Here is a 16,304-nt window from a genome sequence, read left to right on the forward strand (position 1 = left end):
TTGATAAATAAAATTAAATTAGCGCAATCAAAACGAGTTTAATGAATACAATTAATGAATATTTAAGTTTAGCCGAATTTGAGGCTATTATATTTGGAAACCAGAAAGTTATCATTAGTGATTTGGTACTAAACCGCATTAGTGAAAGCTTTAGTTTCTTAAAAGAATTTTCTGGAAACAAAGTAATATACGGTGTAAATACGGGCTTTGGTCCTATGGCCCAGTATCGAATTAAAGAGTCTGACCAGATTCAGCTGCAATATAATTTAATCCGAAGCCACTCATCAGGAACAGGAAAACCTTTAAGTCCTGTTTGCGCAAAAGCAGCCATTTTAGCGCGTTTAAACTCATTATCATTAGGAAATTCCGGTGTTCATCCTTCCGTTATTCACTTAATGGCTGAATTGATCAATAGAGATATTACCCCTTTAATTTTCGAACATGGTGGTGTGGGTGCAAGCGGAGATTTAGTGCAGTTATCACATTTAGCTTTAGTTTTAATTGGCGAAGGCGAGGTTTTTTATAAAGGAGAAAGAAGACCAACTCCCGAAGTCTTTGAAATTGAAGGACTAAAACCAATTCAGGTAGAGATCAGGGAAGGGCTTGCATTAATCAACGGAACTTCGGTAATGACCGGAATTGGTGTTGTAAATGTGCATTATGCCAATAAATTATTGGACTGGTCATTAAAAGCTTCTTGTGCCATAAACGAATTGGTTCAGGCGTATGATGATCATTTCTCAGAAGAACTGAACCAGACCAAACGTCATAAAGGACAACAGGAAGTAGCTTTAAAAATGCGCCAAAACCTTTCTGACAGTACCTTAATCCGTAAAAGAGAAGACCATTTATATTCCGGTGAAAATACCGAAGAAATCTTCAAAGAAAAAGTTCAGGAGTATTATTCTTTAAGATGCGTGCCTCAGATTTTGGGACCGGTTTTAGAAACCATTAATAACGTAGCTTCTATTTTAGAAGACGAATTTAACTCGGCAAACGACAACCCAATTATAGATGTAAAAAACCAGCACGTTTATCACGGAGGAAATTTCCACGGAGATTATATTTCGCTTGAAATGGATAAACTGAAAATCGTGATTACCAAATTAACGATGCTGGCAGAACGTCAATTAAATTATTTATTAAATTCAAAAATTAACGAATTACTGCCTCCGTTTGTAAATTTAGGCACCTTAGGATTTAATTTTGGTATGCAGGGCGTTCAGTTCGTGGCAACCTCAACTACTGCCGAAAGCCAGATGTTATCCAACCCGATGTATGTTCACAGTATCCCAAACAACAACGATAATCAGGATATTGTAAGCATGGGAACCAACTCGGCTGTAATTACTTCAAAAGTTATCGAAAATGCGTTTGAAGTATTGGCAATCGAATTAATCACCATTGTTCAGGCCATTGATTACTTAGAACAGAAAGATAAAATTTCATCTGTTTCTAAAAAATGGTATGATGATGTTCGAAAAATAATTCCAACATTTAAGGAAGATCAGGTCATGTATCCTTTTGTTCAGCAAGTAAAAGATTATCTAATCAACAGTTAATATGCTATACCTAATTTAGTGTATTTAAAATTTTATGCCCAACGAGTTTAACTTTTATATTTTTAAATATTGAATTTTAAAATCATGAAAAAAGTATTTATTTTTTTGTTACTGGCAGGTATTCAGTTTGTTAATAGTCAGGAACTGGCATTAGTTAAAAAGAATTCAAAAATTGGATATCTCGCCAAAGACGGTTCTTTTAAAATTGAGCCTCAGTACAAGTCTGCCAAAAGTTTTTCTGAAGGTCTGGCGGCTGTAGAAAAAGATGGAAAATGGGGTTTTATTGATACAAAAGGAAACTGGGTAATTCCGGCAGATTTCAAAAATGCCAAAGATTTTAACAGTGGAATTGCCATCGTACAAAAAGATAAAGACTGGGTTTATATTAATACAAAAGGAGAAGTCTTAAAAGCACCTGCTTCTGAAAAATTGTATGATTTTAATGACGGCATAGCTTTTATAAAACAAGGAAACAAAGTTGGGTTAATCAATTCCAAAATGGCTGTTGTTTTAGAACCAAAATACGATCAGATCAAACCCTTTGAAAACGGTTATGCCAGAGTTGAACTAAACAAAAACTGGGGAATTATAAATACTGCCGGAAAAGAATTAGTTGAACCCGCTTATAATGAAATTGGAAATTATTTCAAAAACACAACCTGGGTTAGAAAAGATAAAACTTTCGGAATCATAAGCAACGGGAAATTTATTCCGGTTGATGGCGCTGAAAAAATCTGGGATTTTGAAATACAGGATTTGACATTTGCCAAAAAAAACGGAAAAATTGGATTTATTGATCTAAAAGGAAATTGGGTTATTCTGCCAATATATGATAAAGCAAAAGCTTTTTCGAAAAATCTGGCACCTGTATTGGTAGGTTCAAAATGGGGTTATATTAATCCAAAAGCAGAATTTGTAATTCCGCCAACATACAGTGATGCAGAAGTTTTCGGCTCTAATGGTCTGGCTCCTGTAAAAGAAAGCAACTGGGGATTCATTAATGAAAGTGGAAAATTAGTCATCCCAACCCAATACGGCATTACTGCAAATGGAATAGCAGCCCTGTTTGTTCAGCAGGACAAGGGATTCATTGATGGTCTCGCAAGAGTAAAAAATGAAGGGAAATGGGGATTTCTAAAACCTGACGGAACCGTATTAAGCAATCAGTGGTTTGAAAATGCTGAACTATTTTCTAAATCCGCTGAAAGAAATGTCCTGGCTGAAAAACCTAAAACGGAAAATTCCCCAGGAAAATCAGCTCCCAAAAAAAAGAAGTAATAATTAATCTCTGTGGCAAAAAAATAAAATGCCACATAAATGAAATCGCCACTAATGGAAATAGTTGAAAAAAATTTTAGTTAAAAGGCGATACCATTTATGACCTATAAAAAATTAAATCTACATAAATGAAATCGCCACTAATGGAAATAGTTGAAAAACAATTTAGTTAAAAGGCGATACCATTTATGACCTATAAAAAATTAAATCTACATAAATGAAATGTGTATTAGTAACCGGTGGTTCAAGAGGAATTGGTAGCGCTATTTGTAAAAAATTAGCTGTCGAATCTAATTATCATATTCTGATCAATTATAATTCGAATAAAACTGCAGCCGAAGAAACACTTCAGGAAGTACAAAAACTAGGCGCAACCGGAGAAATTCTGGGATTTGACGTCTCTAATTTTGAAGAAGTACAAGTTGTTTTAACAAAATGGCAGGAAGCCAATCCAGAAGCGATTGTTGAAGCGATTGTAAATAACGCCGGAATTACAAAAGACGGCCTTTTTATGTGGATGACTCCCGAAGACTGGAATGGTGTTATCAATACAAGTCTAAACGGATTTTTTAATGTAACACAATTTTTCATTCAGAAGATGCTTCGCAATAAATATGGCCGAATCGTAAATATGGTTTCTGTTTCCGGAGTAAAAGGAACAGCAGGACAAACCAACTATTCTGCTGCAAAAGGTGCCATTGTTGCGGCTACAAAAGCGCTGGCTCAGGAAGTAGCAAAACGTAACATTACTGTAAATGCAGTTGCACCGGGTTTCATCAGAACAGATATGACGAGTGAACTGGATGAAAAAGAATTATTGAAACTAATTCCGGTGAATCGTTTTGGCGAAGCAGAGGAAGTTGCTGATTTGGTAAGCTTTTTGATTTCAAAAAAATCGAGCTATATTACCGGCGAAATTATCAATATAAACGGTGGAATATATTCTTAAAAAATTACTTTAAAAGAAGATGAACAGGAGAGTTGTAATTACTGGAATGGGAATTTATTCCTGCATCGGAACTTCACTTGAAGAAGTTAAAGATTCCTTGTATAAAGGAAAATCCGGTATTCAGTTTGATGCTGAAAGAAAAGAATTTGGTTTCCAGTCTGCATTGACCGGAATGGTACCAAAACCGGATCTGAAAAATTTACTGAACCGAAGACAGCGTATGAGCATTGGTGAAGAAACCGAATATGCTTATATGGCCACTATCGAAGCATTGAAAAATGCTAATATTGACGATGCTTTTTTCGAAAATCATGAAGTTGGCATTATGTACGGAAACGACAGCGTTTCTAAAGCGATTATCGATGCTACAGATATTGTTCGCGAGAAAAAAGATACTGCGCTAATTGGTTCGGGAGCGATTTTCAAATCCATGAATTCTACGGTTACCATGAACCTTTCAACGATTTTTAAAATTCGTGGTATAAATTTAACTGTAAGTGCAGCCTGTGCGAGTGGTTCTCATTCTATTGGCCTGGCTTATTTTTTAATCAAAAGCGGTTTTCAGGATATCATAATTACCGGAGGTGCACAGGAAATCAACAAATATGCGATGAGCAGTTTTGACGGTTTGGGCGTTTTTTCGAATAGAGAAAGTGATCCTGAAAAAGCGTCAAGACCTTTTGATTCAGACCGTGACGGATTAATTCCGAGTGGCGGCGGTGCGACTTTAATTTTAGAAAGTTACGAATCTGCCATCGCAAGGGGTGCCACCATTATTGCAGAAGTTTCTGGTTACGGATTTTCATCTAACGGAGGCCATATTTCTACTCCAAATGTAGAAGGGCCGGCTACCGCAATGCAAAGAGCACTTGAAGACGCAAACCTAAAAGCCTCAGATATTGAGTATATAAATGCACATGCCACCTCAACTCCTGTTGGTGATGCAAACGAAGCTAAAGCCATATTTGAAGTTTTTGGCGAGAAAAATCCTCCCGTAAGTTCAACAAAATCAATGACCGGACACGAATGCTGGATGGCGGGCGCCAGTGAAATAATCTATTCTATTTTAATGATGCAGCACGATTTCATTGCTCCGAACATCAATTTGGAAAACCCTGATGAATATGCCTCAAAATTAAATTTAGTTAAAAGTACGTTAAACAAAAAATTTGATATATTTTTGTCCAATTCTTTCGGGTTCGGAGGAACCAATTCTGCATTGGTGGTTAAAAAGTTTAAATAAAAAATGAATAAAGAAGAGATTATAGCACGAATTAATGGTTTTTTGGTTGATGAATTTGAAGTTGACAATGACGAAATTGAACCAGATGCTAATTTAAAGGATACACTTGGGCTGGATAGTTTAGATTACGTTGATTTAGTCGTTTCAATCGAATCGAACTTTGGTGTTAAACTGGTTGAAGTGGATTTCGTCGGAATTGCTACTTTTCAAAATTTTTATGACCTTATCGAATCTAAATTAAAAGCTAAAATTGATTAATGAGTCAATGGGATGGCAAATCAAAAGGAACAGTTTTAGGCTATAGAATATTCGTTTTTTTAATTCAGAAAGCGGGTGTTAAATCAGCTTATTTTTTACTCTGTTTTGTCGCTTCTTACTACTTTTTGTTTCTAAGAAAAAGCAATCGGGCTATTTTTTATTATTTCAGAGAGAGGCTTCGCTATTCGTATTTCCGGTCAAAAAAAATGGTTTTCAAAAGCTATTATACTTTTGGCCAGACCATTATTGACAAAGTTTCTATTTCTGCCGGTCTGCGAAATAAATTCACCTATGAATTTGACGGAATCGAAATTCTGAAAAGGCTTTTAGCCGAAAAAAAAGGCGGTGTTTTAATCAGCGCCCATATTGGAAATTTTGAAATTGCAGAACATTTTTTTGGGGATATCGATTTTGATTTTCAAATCAACTTGGTAACTACCGATTTAGAACATTCGGCAATTAAGAATTATCTCGAAAGCGTTACTCAAAAATCTGCTGTAAAATTCATCATCATCAAAGAAGATCTCTCGCATATTTTTGAGATTAATGCCGCTTTGGCCAATAACGAATTAGTCTGCTTTACCGGTGATCGCTATTTTGAAGGTACCAAATCTCTTTCTGAAACTATTTTAGGAAAAGAAGCTAATTTTCCTGCAGGTCCATTTTTAATTGCTTCCCGATTAAAAGTGCCTGTTGTTTTTGTATATGTAATGAAAGAGCCAAACCTTCATTATCATCTGTACGCCAGAGAAGCTATAGTAAAACATCGTGACGAAAAAGGATTATTGAAAGAATATGTAAAAAGTGTGGAAACCATTTTGCAAAAATATCCTTTGCAATGGTTCAATTATTTTGATTTTTGGAATGATTTGAAAGCATAAAAATCCATGTCAATAAATTTACTATTTTTGCCTGCAACCTAAGGTAAAACCAAAATGAAAAATGTCCTTGTTATTTTTTATTCTCAGTCCGGACAATTAAAGTCGATTGCGCAAAATATTGCTAAACCCTTCTTAAATTCAGATGAAATAAAAGTAACTTTTCATGAAATACAATTAGAAAAGCCTTTTCCTTTTCCGTGGGACAAAGACTCCTTTTTTGATGCTTTTCCAGAGTCTTTTTTACAGATTCCGACAGCATTAAAACCAGTTCCGGAAGAAATTTTAAACACAAAATTTGATTTGGTTTTATTTCACTATCAGGTTTGGTATTTATCGCCTTCCATTCCGATAAATTCTTTTTTGCGAAGTGAAGAAGGAAAAAAAATCCTGAATAATACACCTGTAGTTACCATCAGTGGTTCCCGCAATATGTGGCTTATGGCTCAGGAAAAAATTAAGATTCTGCTAAAAGAAGCAAATGCAAATTTGGTTGGAAATGTAGCTTTGGTCGATCGAGTTGGAAATTTAATCAGTGTGATTACAATTGTAGAATGGATGTTTTCAGGAGTAAAAAAGAAATATCTAGGCTTTTTTCCCTTACCAGGGGTTTCAGAAAAAGATATTCAGGAATCCACAAAATTTGGAGATATCATTATTTCACATTTCAGTCAGAACAAATTAAATGAGTTACAGTCCAAATTAGTAACTGCTGATGCTGTACGGATTAGCCCTTATTTAGTGACCGTTGATAAAACAGCCAACAAAATTTTTAATAAGTGGTCGAATTTTATTTATAAGAATCCTAAAAAGAGAAAACAGCTTCTCAAAATATTTTATATTTATTTATTCTTAGCGATATGGTTAATCTCGCCAATAGTGTATATATTGCACCTCGTTAGCTATCCTTTTAAGCTAGAAACCATAAAAAAACAAACTCAATATTATCAGGGAGTTTAGAAGAGATTTAGATTATGTTTGAAGTATACATTACAAAAGCTGCAAAATATTTGCCAAATGAAGCCATTTCTAATGATGAAATGGAAGCCTATTTAGGACTTATCAACGATACTGCTTCTAAAGCAAGACGTATTATTTTGCGTAATAATAAAATTCAAAGCCGATATTATGCTGTTGATAAATCTGGGAAAAGCACTCACAGCAATGCCGAATTAACTAGAAATGCGATTTTACCGTTATTCGACGAAAATTTTACACCTCAGGATTTAGAAGTACTTTCGTGCGGAACCTCAACTCCGGATATTTTTCTGCCTTCTCACGCTGCAATGGTTCATGGTCTGTTAAAAAATAAATCGGTAGAACTTAACTCTTCAACCGGAGTTTGCTGTGCCGGGATGAACTCACTTAAATTTGGTTTTCTTTCAGTACGATCTGGAAATTCTAAAAATGCCATCTGTACAGGATCTGAAAAAGTTTCGACCTGGCTGAATGCTCAAAAATACAATCACGAAGCCGAAAATTTAAAAAGTCTTGAAGAACAGCCAATTATTGCTTTCAAAAAAGATTTTTTACGCTGGATGCTTTCTGATGGAGCTGGTGCTTTATTATTAGAAAACCAGCCTAAAGGAGACCTCTCTTTACGAATAGAATGGATGGAAGCTTTTTCGTATGCTTACGAATTAGAAACCTGTATGTATGCTGGAGGAGACAAATTGGAAAACGGCGAAATTAAAGGCTGGAGTGATTATGCTCCAGAACAATGGTTAAACGAATCCGTTTTCTCAATTAAACAAGACGTAAAATTATTAGATGAATTTATCCTTAGCAAAGGTGCAGAAAGCATGAAAGAGGCAATGGATAAAAACAACATCAAATCTGAAGATATTAACTATTTCATTCCTCACGTTTCTTCAAACTTTTTTGTTGAAGGTTTAAAGAAAGGGTTAACAGAAAAAGGAATCGGAATGAGTGACGAAAAATGGTTCATGAATCTTTCAAGAGTGGGTAACGTAGGTTCTGCCTCAATTTACCTGGCTTTAGAAGAATTAATGAATTCAGGAAACCTAAAAAAAGGAGAACACATTCTTTTATCAGTTCCTGAAAGCGGAAGATTTTCTTTCGCCTATGCTTATTTAACAGTTTGCTAATAGAAACAATGGCTTTTGTAGAAAAAGAAATGGTAGAAAATTTATTACCTCAAAAGTTCCCTTTTGTTATGGTCGACGCTATGCATTCTTATACTGAAACTTCTTTGGTTTCAGGTTTAAAAATCAAAAGCGATAATGTTTTTGCATCCAATTCTGTTTTTCTGGAAGCAGGTTTAATAGAACACATGGCTCAGTCAGTGGCCTTACACACCGGTTATCAGTTTTTTTTAAGAAACGAAACTGCTCCAACAGGATACATCGGTTCTATCAAAGAAATTCAAATAAAAAAACTGCCAGAAATCAACGATTCGATTCAGTCAACGGTAACAATTCTTCAGGAATTTGCCGGAATCACTTTGGTAGATGTTGTGACAACATTAAATAATGAAGAAATCGCAAGCGGTCAGATGAAAACCGTTTTAGCCAAATAAAAATTATGGAAACAGGAGTTGACATTCAGAATTACTTACCTCATCGGGCTCCAATGCTGATGGTTGATTTGATTCTAGAAATTGATGCCAACTTCGTAGAAACCGAATTTTTAATCAAAGAAGATAATATTTTTGTAGATAATGGCATTTTTACAGAAGCCGGATTAATCGAAAATACGGCGCAGACCTGTTCGTCTATTGTTGGAAAAAAATATTTTTTTGACGAAAACGGAACTGAAAATGAGAACGTAAATGTAATAGGATTTATCAGCGCTTTAAAAAATGTAAAAATCCATTCGCTGCCAAAAACAGAAGAAACCATAATTACCCGAGCCAATTTAGTTTCTAAGTTCGCAGGCGACGATTACACTTTATGCACGATGAGTTGTCAAAGTTCTGTCGAAGAACAGATACTCTTAGAATGCGAAATTAACTTGTTTATTCAAAAAACAGTTTCGGTTTCGTAACAATTCCACTTGAAAATAATAACTAGGTAATGGAAAAAGATAAAGTACCTCAGGATCAAAGTAATTTAACGAAAAACAATGTTAAAGAACTCTTGTACGCAACAGATGAAAATGGCAACTATACCACAACCTTAAGTACAGGCTGGGAACCCAAAACAATTGCTCTTTCAAATTCTATTGACGAAATAAACGAGCGTATTGCCGAGGCCAGACAACAGGTTATAAATGGCGAAGCAAGTCCAATTGTGTATTTTATGGAAGTCAACAAAATGGATCTTACCATTTTATCAAGCTATGTAGGATTTTGGAAATGGCGCGTAAAAAGACATTTTAAACCCAGTATTTTTGCCAAACTAAACGACAAAATCCTAAAAAAATATGCAGATACTTTTGAAGTATCAATCGAAGATTTAAAAAACAGCATTACCAAATAAATGGAAGTAACTTTCACACATCATCAATCTGCTCATTGCGAGAATGGAGTAGCGTCGAATCTGCTAAAAAACAGCGGACTAAACATCAGCGAACCGATGGTTTTTGGTATTGGCTCAGGATTATTTTTTGTATATCTGCCATTTATAAAAGTCAATTATGCACCCGCAATTAGTTATAGAACTTTGCCAGGACAGATTTTCAATAAAGTAGCCAACCGATTAAATTTAAAAATAAAAAGACAAAAATTTTCTTCTGTATCAAATGCCAATAAAGCTTTAGATGAAAATTTAAAAAATAATATTCCAACCGGTTTACAAGTTGGTGTATATCATTTGAGTTATTTTCCAGACGAATATCGTTTTCACTTCAACGCACATAATTTAGTCGTTTACGGAAAAACCGATAAAGATTATTTAGTGAGTGATCCCGTTATGGAAACAGTTACGACTTTAACACACGAAGAATTAGATAAAGTACGTTTCGCAAAAGGAGCTTTTGCACCTCGCGGACAAATGTATTATCCAATCCAGATTCCAAAAGACATTGATTTAAAAAGTGCCATCCTAAAAGGAATCAAAAATACGTGTCGGGATATGCTGGCTCCAGTGCCAATTATTGGAGTTAAAGGAATCAAATTTGTTTCGAAACAAATTAGAAAATGGCCTATAAAACACGGAACTAAAAAAGCCAATCATTACCTGGCACAAATGGTTCGGATGCAGGAAGAAATAGGAACCGGAGGCGGAGGTTTCCGTTTTATTTATGCCGCATTTTTACAGGAAGCTTCGGTTGTTTTAGGTAATGAAGAACTAAAAGAACTTTCTAAAGAAATGACAAAAATCGGGGACTCATGGCGTGATTTCGCTGTTGAAGCGTCACGCATTTATAAAAACAGAAGTGTCAAAGAAGATGCCTACAACACTATTGCCGATGAACTTTTGGACATTGCCAACCGTGAAGAAATCTTTTTTAAAAAACTAAAAAAAGCGATCAGCTAATTATATTTTGCAGTCTATCATTCAAATAAAATCCCTTTCGAAAAAGTACAAAAATGCAGAAATGTATTCTTTGAATGACGTTTCGCTAAATATAAATGAAGGACAGATTTTTGGCTTGCTGGGCCCAAACGGCGCCGGAAAAACCACTTTGATTTCCATGCTCTGCGGATTGGTAAAACCAACATCAGGACATTTTACAATTGATGGTTTAGACTATCAGCACCATGCTTCAAAAATTAAAAAAATAATTGGTGTTGTTCCTCAAGAATATGCTTTGTACCCAACTTTAACTGCAAGAGAAAATCTGCTTTATTTTGGAAGCATGTACGGCTTGAAAGGTTCTGATTTAAAAGATGAAGTAATCGAAACATTAGATCTTTTAGGTTTATTGAAATTTGCCGATAAACAAGTTCAGACTTTTTCGGGCGGAATGAAACGCCGTGTTAATCTAATTGCCGGAATTCTTCACAAACCAAAAGTATTGTTTTTAGACGAACCAACAGTTGGTGTCGATGTGCATTCTAAAACAGCGATTATTGATTATTTAAAAGTGCTGAATCAAAACGGAACTACGATTATTTATACCTCGCATCATTTGGCTGAAGCCGAAGATCTATGCACCAATATTGCCATTTTAGATCAAGGTCAGATTTACGCACAAGACACTCCATCTGTGTTAATTGAATCTGTAAAAGATGCCCGAAATCTTGAAGATGTTTTTATTTCATTAACCGGTAAAGCGTTGAGAGATGGTATATAAAATTTGGATGTCGGTAGTAAAAGAATTCCTTTTGCTAAAAAGAGATTTAGGTGGACTGATTATTTTATTCATCATGCCTCTGGTTTTGGTCGTTGCCGTAACCTTAATTCAGGACAGCACTTTTAAAGCCGTAACCGATTCTAAACTTCAGATTCTTTTGGTTGATAATGATAAAGGATCTGTATCGAAAACCGTTTTTGAAAATTTAGAAAAAAGCAACTATTTTACTGTTGTAACACAAATTGACAATAAGTCGATTACCGAAGAAATTGCCAGAGAAAATGTGTACAGAGGGAAATTTCAACTCGCAATTGTAATTCCAGAAAACTTAAGTTCTGATCTTCAGGCAAAAGTCGAGCAGAATGTAGAAAAAATTGTGAGCCATTTAGGTTTGACAGACATTACTTCAACTGCCGAACCTCAACGTATCATTAAACAAAAAGAAGTCAAACTGTATTTTGACCCAGCGGTTCAGATGAGTTTTAAAAATGCTGTCATGAGTTCGATTGACAAAATGATTTCGCAGATTGAAACCAAATCGATTTATTCGACTTTTCAAAAACAATTAGGAGAAGAAACCATCGATTTTGAGCAAAAAAACTTTATTACTTTCAAAGAAATAATACCGAGAATTAATAACAAAGAAGTACTGCCAAATTCGGTTCAGCATAACGTTCCGGCCTGGACCCTTTTTGCGATCTTTTTTATTGTCATTCCGTTATCCATTAATATTGTAAAAGAAAAATCGCAAGGCACTTTTGTCCGGTTAAGAACCAATCCGGTTTCTAATTTAGTGGTGATTATTGGCAAAACCATCACCTACTCGATCATTTGTATGATTCAGTTTTACATGATGGTTGCCGTTGCTGTATTCTTATTTCCATCCATCGGATTACCTTCATTAAATATCGAAGGACATTTCTTTTTGACCAGTGTTGTCGCCTTATTTTCAGGTTTTGCTGCCATCGGATTCGGAATTTTATTAGGAACTGTCGCCAGTACGCAGGAACAATCTGCTCCTTTTGGCGCAACAAGTGTCATTATTTTAGCAGCCATTGGAGGTGTTTGGGTTCCTGTTTTTGCCATGCCAAAAATCATGCAATATATCGCAAAATCTTCTCCAATGAACTGGGGATTAGAGGCATTTTACAACGTTTTACTTCGTAATAGCTCTTTTTTCGAAATCATTCCACAGATAACTTTATTATTTTTGTTTTTCATTATTACCACTTCCATCGCATTATTTTATGATAAAAAGAAAAGAGCAGTTTAAAGAAGCTACAGATCTAACCGTTTCTCACGAAATCAGGATTCGTTTTAACGAAACAGATCCGCTTGGAATCGTCTGGCATGGCCATTATATTACGTATTTCGAAGATGGACGTGAAGCCTTTGGACGTCACCACGGGCTTACCTATTTAGATATTGCTGCAACAGGTTACACAACGCCAATTGTAAAATCATCCTGCGAACATAAATTGTCCCTGCGTTACGGCGACGTGGTAACCATTGAAACAACCGTTGTAGAAACACCAGCCGCAAAAATAATTTACCGTTTTAAAATTATTGATGCAAAAGGAGAAGTTGCCTGTACCGGCGAAACGACCCAGGTTTTTTTAGATAAAGACGGAAATTTAATGCTGACCAATCCTCCTTTTTATGAAGAGTGGAAACGAAAAGTGGGATTGTTGAAATAAAATACGGATTGCACGAATTAGCACAAATAAAAATCTGCTAGATCTGCGTGCTAAAAAATTAAACACATAGAATCATAGAATTTAAAAGTGAATAAAAGAATCAAATAAAATCTAGATTTTACACATAGCGATATGTTATTTTTGTCATTTCGAGGAACGAGAAATCACACTTGAAACTCCGTATGCTAAATCAATCTTTGTAGAGGTTACTTACAAAGATTCCTCCTTCGTCGGAATGACAAGATTATGATAACTATGTTCTATGTGTTGAGAAAAAATATACCTACAAGGTTTTAAAACATTGCAGGAAATGAAACAATAAAATGATAAGAGAAATATACATTACAGAAACAAATTGCATCACACCTTTAGGTTTTGATGTTGAATCTAATATCGAAGCCATTCTTCGTGGCGATTCCGGAATTCAGCTTCATAATGCTATTTCTTTGATGCCAAATCCGTTTTATGCTTCGATTATTTCTGATGAAAAAATAAAGAGTGCTTTTTCAAAAATCAGCGCTGAGACAAAATATTCCCGTTTAGAGAAAATGATGATTTTGGCTTTAGAGCCGATTATCAAAAATTCAAATGTTGAATTAAATTCAAAAACCGCTTTTATCCTTTCAACCACAAAAGGAAATGTAACCGCTTTAGCAAATGATTCTGAAGAAAGTTTCAACAACGCACATTTAGATGTTTTAGCAAAAAACGTTGCCGATTTCTTCGGATTCCAAACACAACCCATTGTCGTTTCAAATGCCTGCGTTTCCGGAATTTTAGCCGTTTCAGTTGCCAAAAGAATGATTCAATCTGAACTTTACGACAACATTTTTGTAGTGGCGGGCGACGAAGTTTCAGAATTTGTTTTGTCTGGTTTTAATGCTTTTCAGGCGATGAGCGAGTTCCCATGTAAACCGTATTCTAAAAACAGAACCGGAGTAAGTTTAGGCGAAGCAACAGCAGCTGTTTTAGTTTCGGCGAATCCGGCTACTGCTAAAATAAAAGTAATTGGCGACAGTTCAATAAACGATGCAAATCATATTTCTGGTCCGTCAAGAACAGGTGAAGGTTTGTTTAGAAGTATTCAGAATGCTTTGAAAGAAGCTCATATTGAAGCCCATAAATTAGATTATATTTCAGCGCATGGAACCGCAACTCCGTTTAACGACGAAATGGAAGCGATTGCTTTAAATCGTTTAGGTTTACAAAATGTTCCGGTAAATAGTTTAAAAGGATTTTACGGTCATACTTTAGGCGCTTCGGGATTATTGGAAACGGTAATTGCCATTGAATCAGCTAATCGAAATATACTTTTTGAATCGAAAGGTTTTGATGAAATTGGTGTTAGTGAAGCTGTAAATGTGATTGAGAAAAATCACGAAAAGAATATTGATTGTTTTTTGAAAACAGCTTCTGGATTTGGGGGATGTAATACTGCGGTAGTTTTTGAGAAAGTGAAACACGAATTGCACTAATTTTCACGAATTAAAATTGGTATTAAATAAATGAAACTATCAAAATTCATATTTATAATTCTAGTGCTACTTTCCTTTTTTGAATGTAAAAAGAAAGAAGTACCTGAATCTGAATTTGAAAAAGATGTCTTTAATAGTGTGTTTGTCGAAATTGTAGATTCTATTTATATGGATAGAAGAATTATGTATCCGCCTCCAAATCCAAGAATAGTAGATTTTAAAAAAAATATCAGAGATACTACAGGATATCAAGATGAATTAAAGAAATATTGGCGGGAACAAGACAGTATTAAAAATGACAAACATCGAATTTTAATTAGTGTTCATGATTTTGTGGTAAGCAACGGAATTAATGATAGTAAATTTGATTTAACCCCTTTTAAAAACAACAAAAAATTTGATTTCCAATATGCTTCAAAATTTCCCGATCAGATATATTGGGACGTAAATGACAAAAAAAGCAAAATGCCTGTTGGTACTATTACCGTTCATAAAATTTATTTCAATAAAACTAAAACAACAGGAACTTTGGAAGCAAGTGCATCATGTGGAGGAGGAAAATGTGGACAAGGATTTGAAATTACGATTGAAAACAAATCTGGGAAATGGCATATTACCAAAATTGTTAAGACTTGGATTTCGTAAAAAATAAAACATCAATTACACTAATGCTCACAAATTAATTAGTGTAATTTTTAAACCTGAAATAATTTGTGCCAATTGGCGAAATTCGTGTTAAACAAAATAAATGACTCAAAACAAAACCTACATACAATCCTACATCACCATCCAAAACAACGAAATTGTTTTGAACGGAACTTCTATATTCAAAACTGAACCAACCGATTTTGCAGATTTCGCCAAACAAGCCTATCGCAATTTTGAAATGCAGTACCCAAAATTTTTCAAAATGGATGCGTTGAGCAAACTGGCTTTTTTAGGATCAGAACTACTTTTGAGTCCGATAACCTCAACCGAGCAGGAAAATAATATCGCTTTGGTTTTGGCGAATAAATCATCAAGTTTAGATACCGATGTAAAATATCAGGAATCTATTTCAGACAAAGAAAACTATTATCCGAGTCCGGCAGTTTTTGTTTATACGCTGCCTAATATTTGCCTCGGCGAAATAAGTATTCGTCATCAGCTGAAAAGTGAGAATTCTTTCTTTATATTTGATGCCTTTAATGGCGAATTTATGTCGAATTATTCTAACACTCTTTTGAATACGAATAAGGCAGATACGGTTTTATGCGGATGGGTAGAATTTTTCAATGACAATTATAAAGCTTTTCTTTGCACAATAGATACCAAAGAAAATACTGAATACAAAAACGAAACAATCAATACATTATACCATAAATAAATAATCATGGAAGCATTAAAAGCAGAATTAAAAAATAAAATCATTACGACTCTAAACCTTGAAGATATCGCTGTCGAAGATATTGCAGATAATGATCCTTTGTTTGGGGACGGTTTAGGTTTAGACTCCATTGATGCACTTGAATTGATCGTGATTTTAGATAAAGATTACGGAATTAAATTAGTAGATCCGAAAGAAGGAAAATCTATTTTCCAATCTATCGAAACTATGGCAGCGTATATCAGCGCTAATAGAACGAAGTAAGACTTCTTAGACTCACTTAGATTTTTAGACTTCTTAGACAATGTTTTCCAAAAATCTAAGAAGTCTAATATCTAAAATTCTAAGCCAGTCTAAAAAAATCTAAGAAGTCTAAAATTCTAACAATCTAAGAAGTCT

General features: G+C 34.7%; 19 protein-coding genes. All 19 read left to right on the top strand.

Annotated elements, in window-relative coordinates:
• The first annotated feature begins 41 nt into the window (after window positions 1–41).
• The 19 genes from ACNC7R_RS21375 to ACNC7R_RS21465 all read left to right on the top strand — a co-directional run bounded on the left by ACNC7R_RS21375 (window position 42) and on the right by ACNC7R_RS21465 (window position 16,169).
• The gene (locus ACNC7R_RS21375; protein ID WP_417943025.1) at window positions 42–1,562 is read left to right on the top strand and encodes an HAL/PAL/TAL family ammonia-lyase; all 1,521 of its coding nucleotides are present in this window, start codon (window positions 42–44) and stop codon (window positions 1,560–1,562) included.
• Window positions 1,563–1,646: 84 nt separating this feature from the next.
• Window positions 1,647–2,840: a WG repeat-containing protein gene (locus ACNC7R_RS21380; RefSeq protein WP_417943026.1), complete on the top strand. Its 1,194-nt coding sequence runs from the start codon at window positions 1,647–1,649 to the stop codon at window positions 2,838–2,840.
• A 217-nt stretch (window positions 2,841–3,057) separates the two neighbouring features.
• Complete coding sequence (gene fabG / locus ACNC7R_RS21385; RefSeq protein WP_417943027.1) at window positions 3,058–3,789, top strand: 3-oxoacyl-ACP reductase FabG; 732 nt, start codon at window positions 3,058–3,060, stop codon at window positions 3,787–3,789.
• 19 nt (window positions 3,790–3,808) lie between these two features.
• The gene (locus tag ACNC7R_RS21390) at window positions 3,809–5,032 is read left to right on the top strand and encodes a beta-ketoacyl-[acyl-carrier-protein] synthase family protein (RefSeq protein ID WP_417943028.1); all 1,224 of its coding nucleotides are present in this window, start codon (window positions 3,809–3,811) and stop codon (window positions 5,030–5,032) included.
• Window positions 5,033–5,035: 3 nt separating this feature from the next.
• Window positions 5,036–5,290, top strand: a complete 255-nt coding sequence (locus tag ACNC7R_RS21395) for an acyl carrier protein (RefSeq protein WP_417943029.1) — start codon at window positions 5,036–5,038, stop codon at window positions 5,288–5,290.
• Window positions 5,290–6,171 (top strand): lipid A biosynthesis acyltransferase, encoded by an 882-nt coding sequence (locus tag ACNC7R_RS21400; protein WP_417943030.1) that lies wholly within the window; start codon window positions 5,290–5,292, stop codon window positions 6,169–6,171. Before ACNC7R_RS21395 ends, ACNC7R_RS21400 begins: the two co-directional genes overlap by 1 nt.
• A 54-nt stretch (window positions 6,172–6,225) precedes the next feature.
• Window positions 6,226–7,128 (top strand): dialkylrecorsinol condensing enzyme DarA, encoded by a 903-nt coding sequence (locus ACNC7R_RS21405; protein ID WP_417943031.1) that lies wholly within the window; start codon window positions 6,226–6,228, stop codon window positions 7,126–7,128.
• A 14-nt stretch (window positions 7,129–7,142) separates the two neighbouring features.
• Window positions 7,143–8,276 (top strand): beta-ketoacyl-ACP synthase III, encoded by a 1,134-nt coding sequence (locus ACNC7R_RS21410; RefSeq protein WP_417943032.1) that lies wholly within the window; start codon window positions 7,143–7,145, stop codon window positions 8,274–8,276.
• Window positions 8,277–8,284: 8 nt separating this feature from the next.
• Window positions 8,285–8,707 carry a hypothetical protein gene (locus ACNC7R_RS21415; protein ID WP_417943033.1) on the top strand — a complete coding sequence of 141 codons (423 nt, stop codon included), beginning with the start codon at window positions 8,285–8,287 and terminating at the stop codon, window positions 8,705–8,707.
• Between the two features lie 5 nt (window positions 8,708–8,712).
• Window positions 8,713–9,174 (top strand): ABC transporter permease, encoded by a 462-nt coding sequence (locus ACNC7R_RS21420; protein ID WP_417943034.1) that lies wholly within the window; start codon window positions 8,713–8,715, stop codon window positions 9,172–9,174.
• 29 nt (window positions 9,175–9,203) lie between these two features.
• Window positions 9,204–9,608: a hypothetical protein gene (locus ACNC7R_RS21425; RefSeq protein ID WP_417943035.1), complete on the top strand. Its 405-nt coding sequence runs from the start codon at window positions 9,204–9,206 to the stop codon at window positions 9,606–9,608.
• Window positions 9,609–10,607: a BtrH N-terminal domain-containing protein gene (locus ACNC7R_RS21430; RefSeq protein WP_417943036.1), complete on the top strand. Its 999-nt coding sequence runs from the start codon at window positions 9,609–9,611 to the stop codon at window positions 10,605–10,607. It begins immediately after the preceding gene.
• Between the two features lie 61 nt (window positions 10,608–10,668).
• Window positions 10,669–11,367 (top strand): ABC transporter ATP-binding protein, encoded by a 699-nt coding sequence (locus ACNC7R_RS21435; RefSeq protein WP_417943037.1) that lies wholly within the window; start codon window positions 10,669–10,671, stop codon window positions 11,365–11,367.
• Window positions 11,357–12,640, top strand: a complete 1,284-nt coding sequence (locus tag ACNC7R_RS21440) for an ABC transporter permease (protein WP_417943038.1) — start codon at window positions 11,357–11,359, stop codon at window positions 12,638–12,640. Before ACNC7R_RS21435 ends, ACNC7R_RS21440 begins: the two co-directional genes overlap by 11 nt.
• The gene (locus ACNC7R_RS21445) at window positions 12,615–13,064 is read left to right on the top strand and encodes an acyl-CoA thioesterase (RefSeq protein WP_417943039.1); all 450 of its coding nucleotides are present in this window, start codon (window positions 12,615–12,617) and stop codon (window positions 13,062–13,064) included. The genes ACNC7R_RS21440 and ACNC7R_RS21445 overlap by 26 nt, the downstream gene beginning before the upstream one ends.
• A gap of 323 nt (window positions 13,065–13,387) precedes the next feature.
• Window positions 13,388–14,539 carry a beta-ketoacyl synthase N-terminal-like domain-containing protein gene (locus ACNC7R_RS21450; protein WP_417943040.1) on the top strand — a complete coding sequence of 384 codons (1,152 nt, stop codon included), beginning with the start codon at window positions 13,388–13,390 and terminating at the stop codon, window positions 14,537–14,539.
• Window positions 14,540–14,569: 30 nt separating this feature from the next.
• Complete coding sequence (locus tag ACNC7R_RS21455) at window positions 14,570–15,184, top strand: hypothetical protein (RefSeq protein WP_417943041.1); 615 nt, start codon at window positions 14,570–14,572, stop codon at window positions 15,182–15,184.
• A 103-nt stretch (window positions 15,185–15,287) separates the two neighbouring features.
• Window positions 15,288–15,905 (top strand): 3-oxoacyl-ACP synthase, encoded by a 618-nt coding sequence (locus ACNC7R_RS21460; RefSeq protein WP_417943042.1) that lies wholly within the window; start codon window positions 15,288–15,290, stop codon window positions 15,903–15,905.
• Between the two features lie 6 nt (window positions 15,906–15,911).
• Entirely contained in the window at window positions 15,912–16,169 is a 258-nt protein-coding gene (locus tag ACNC7R_RS21465) for a phosphopantetheine-binding protein (RefSeq protein ID WP_110346503.1), read from the top strand.
• Window positions 16,170–16,304 lie beyond the last annotated feature (135 nt).

The sequence above is a fragment of the Flavobacterium adiutor genome, assembly GCF_048282555.1.
Taxonomy (GTDB): domain Bacteria; phylum Bacteroidota; class Bacteroidia; order Flavobacteriales; family Flavobacteriaceae; genus Flavobacterium.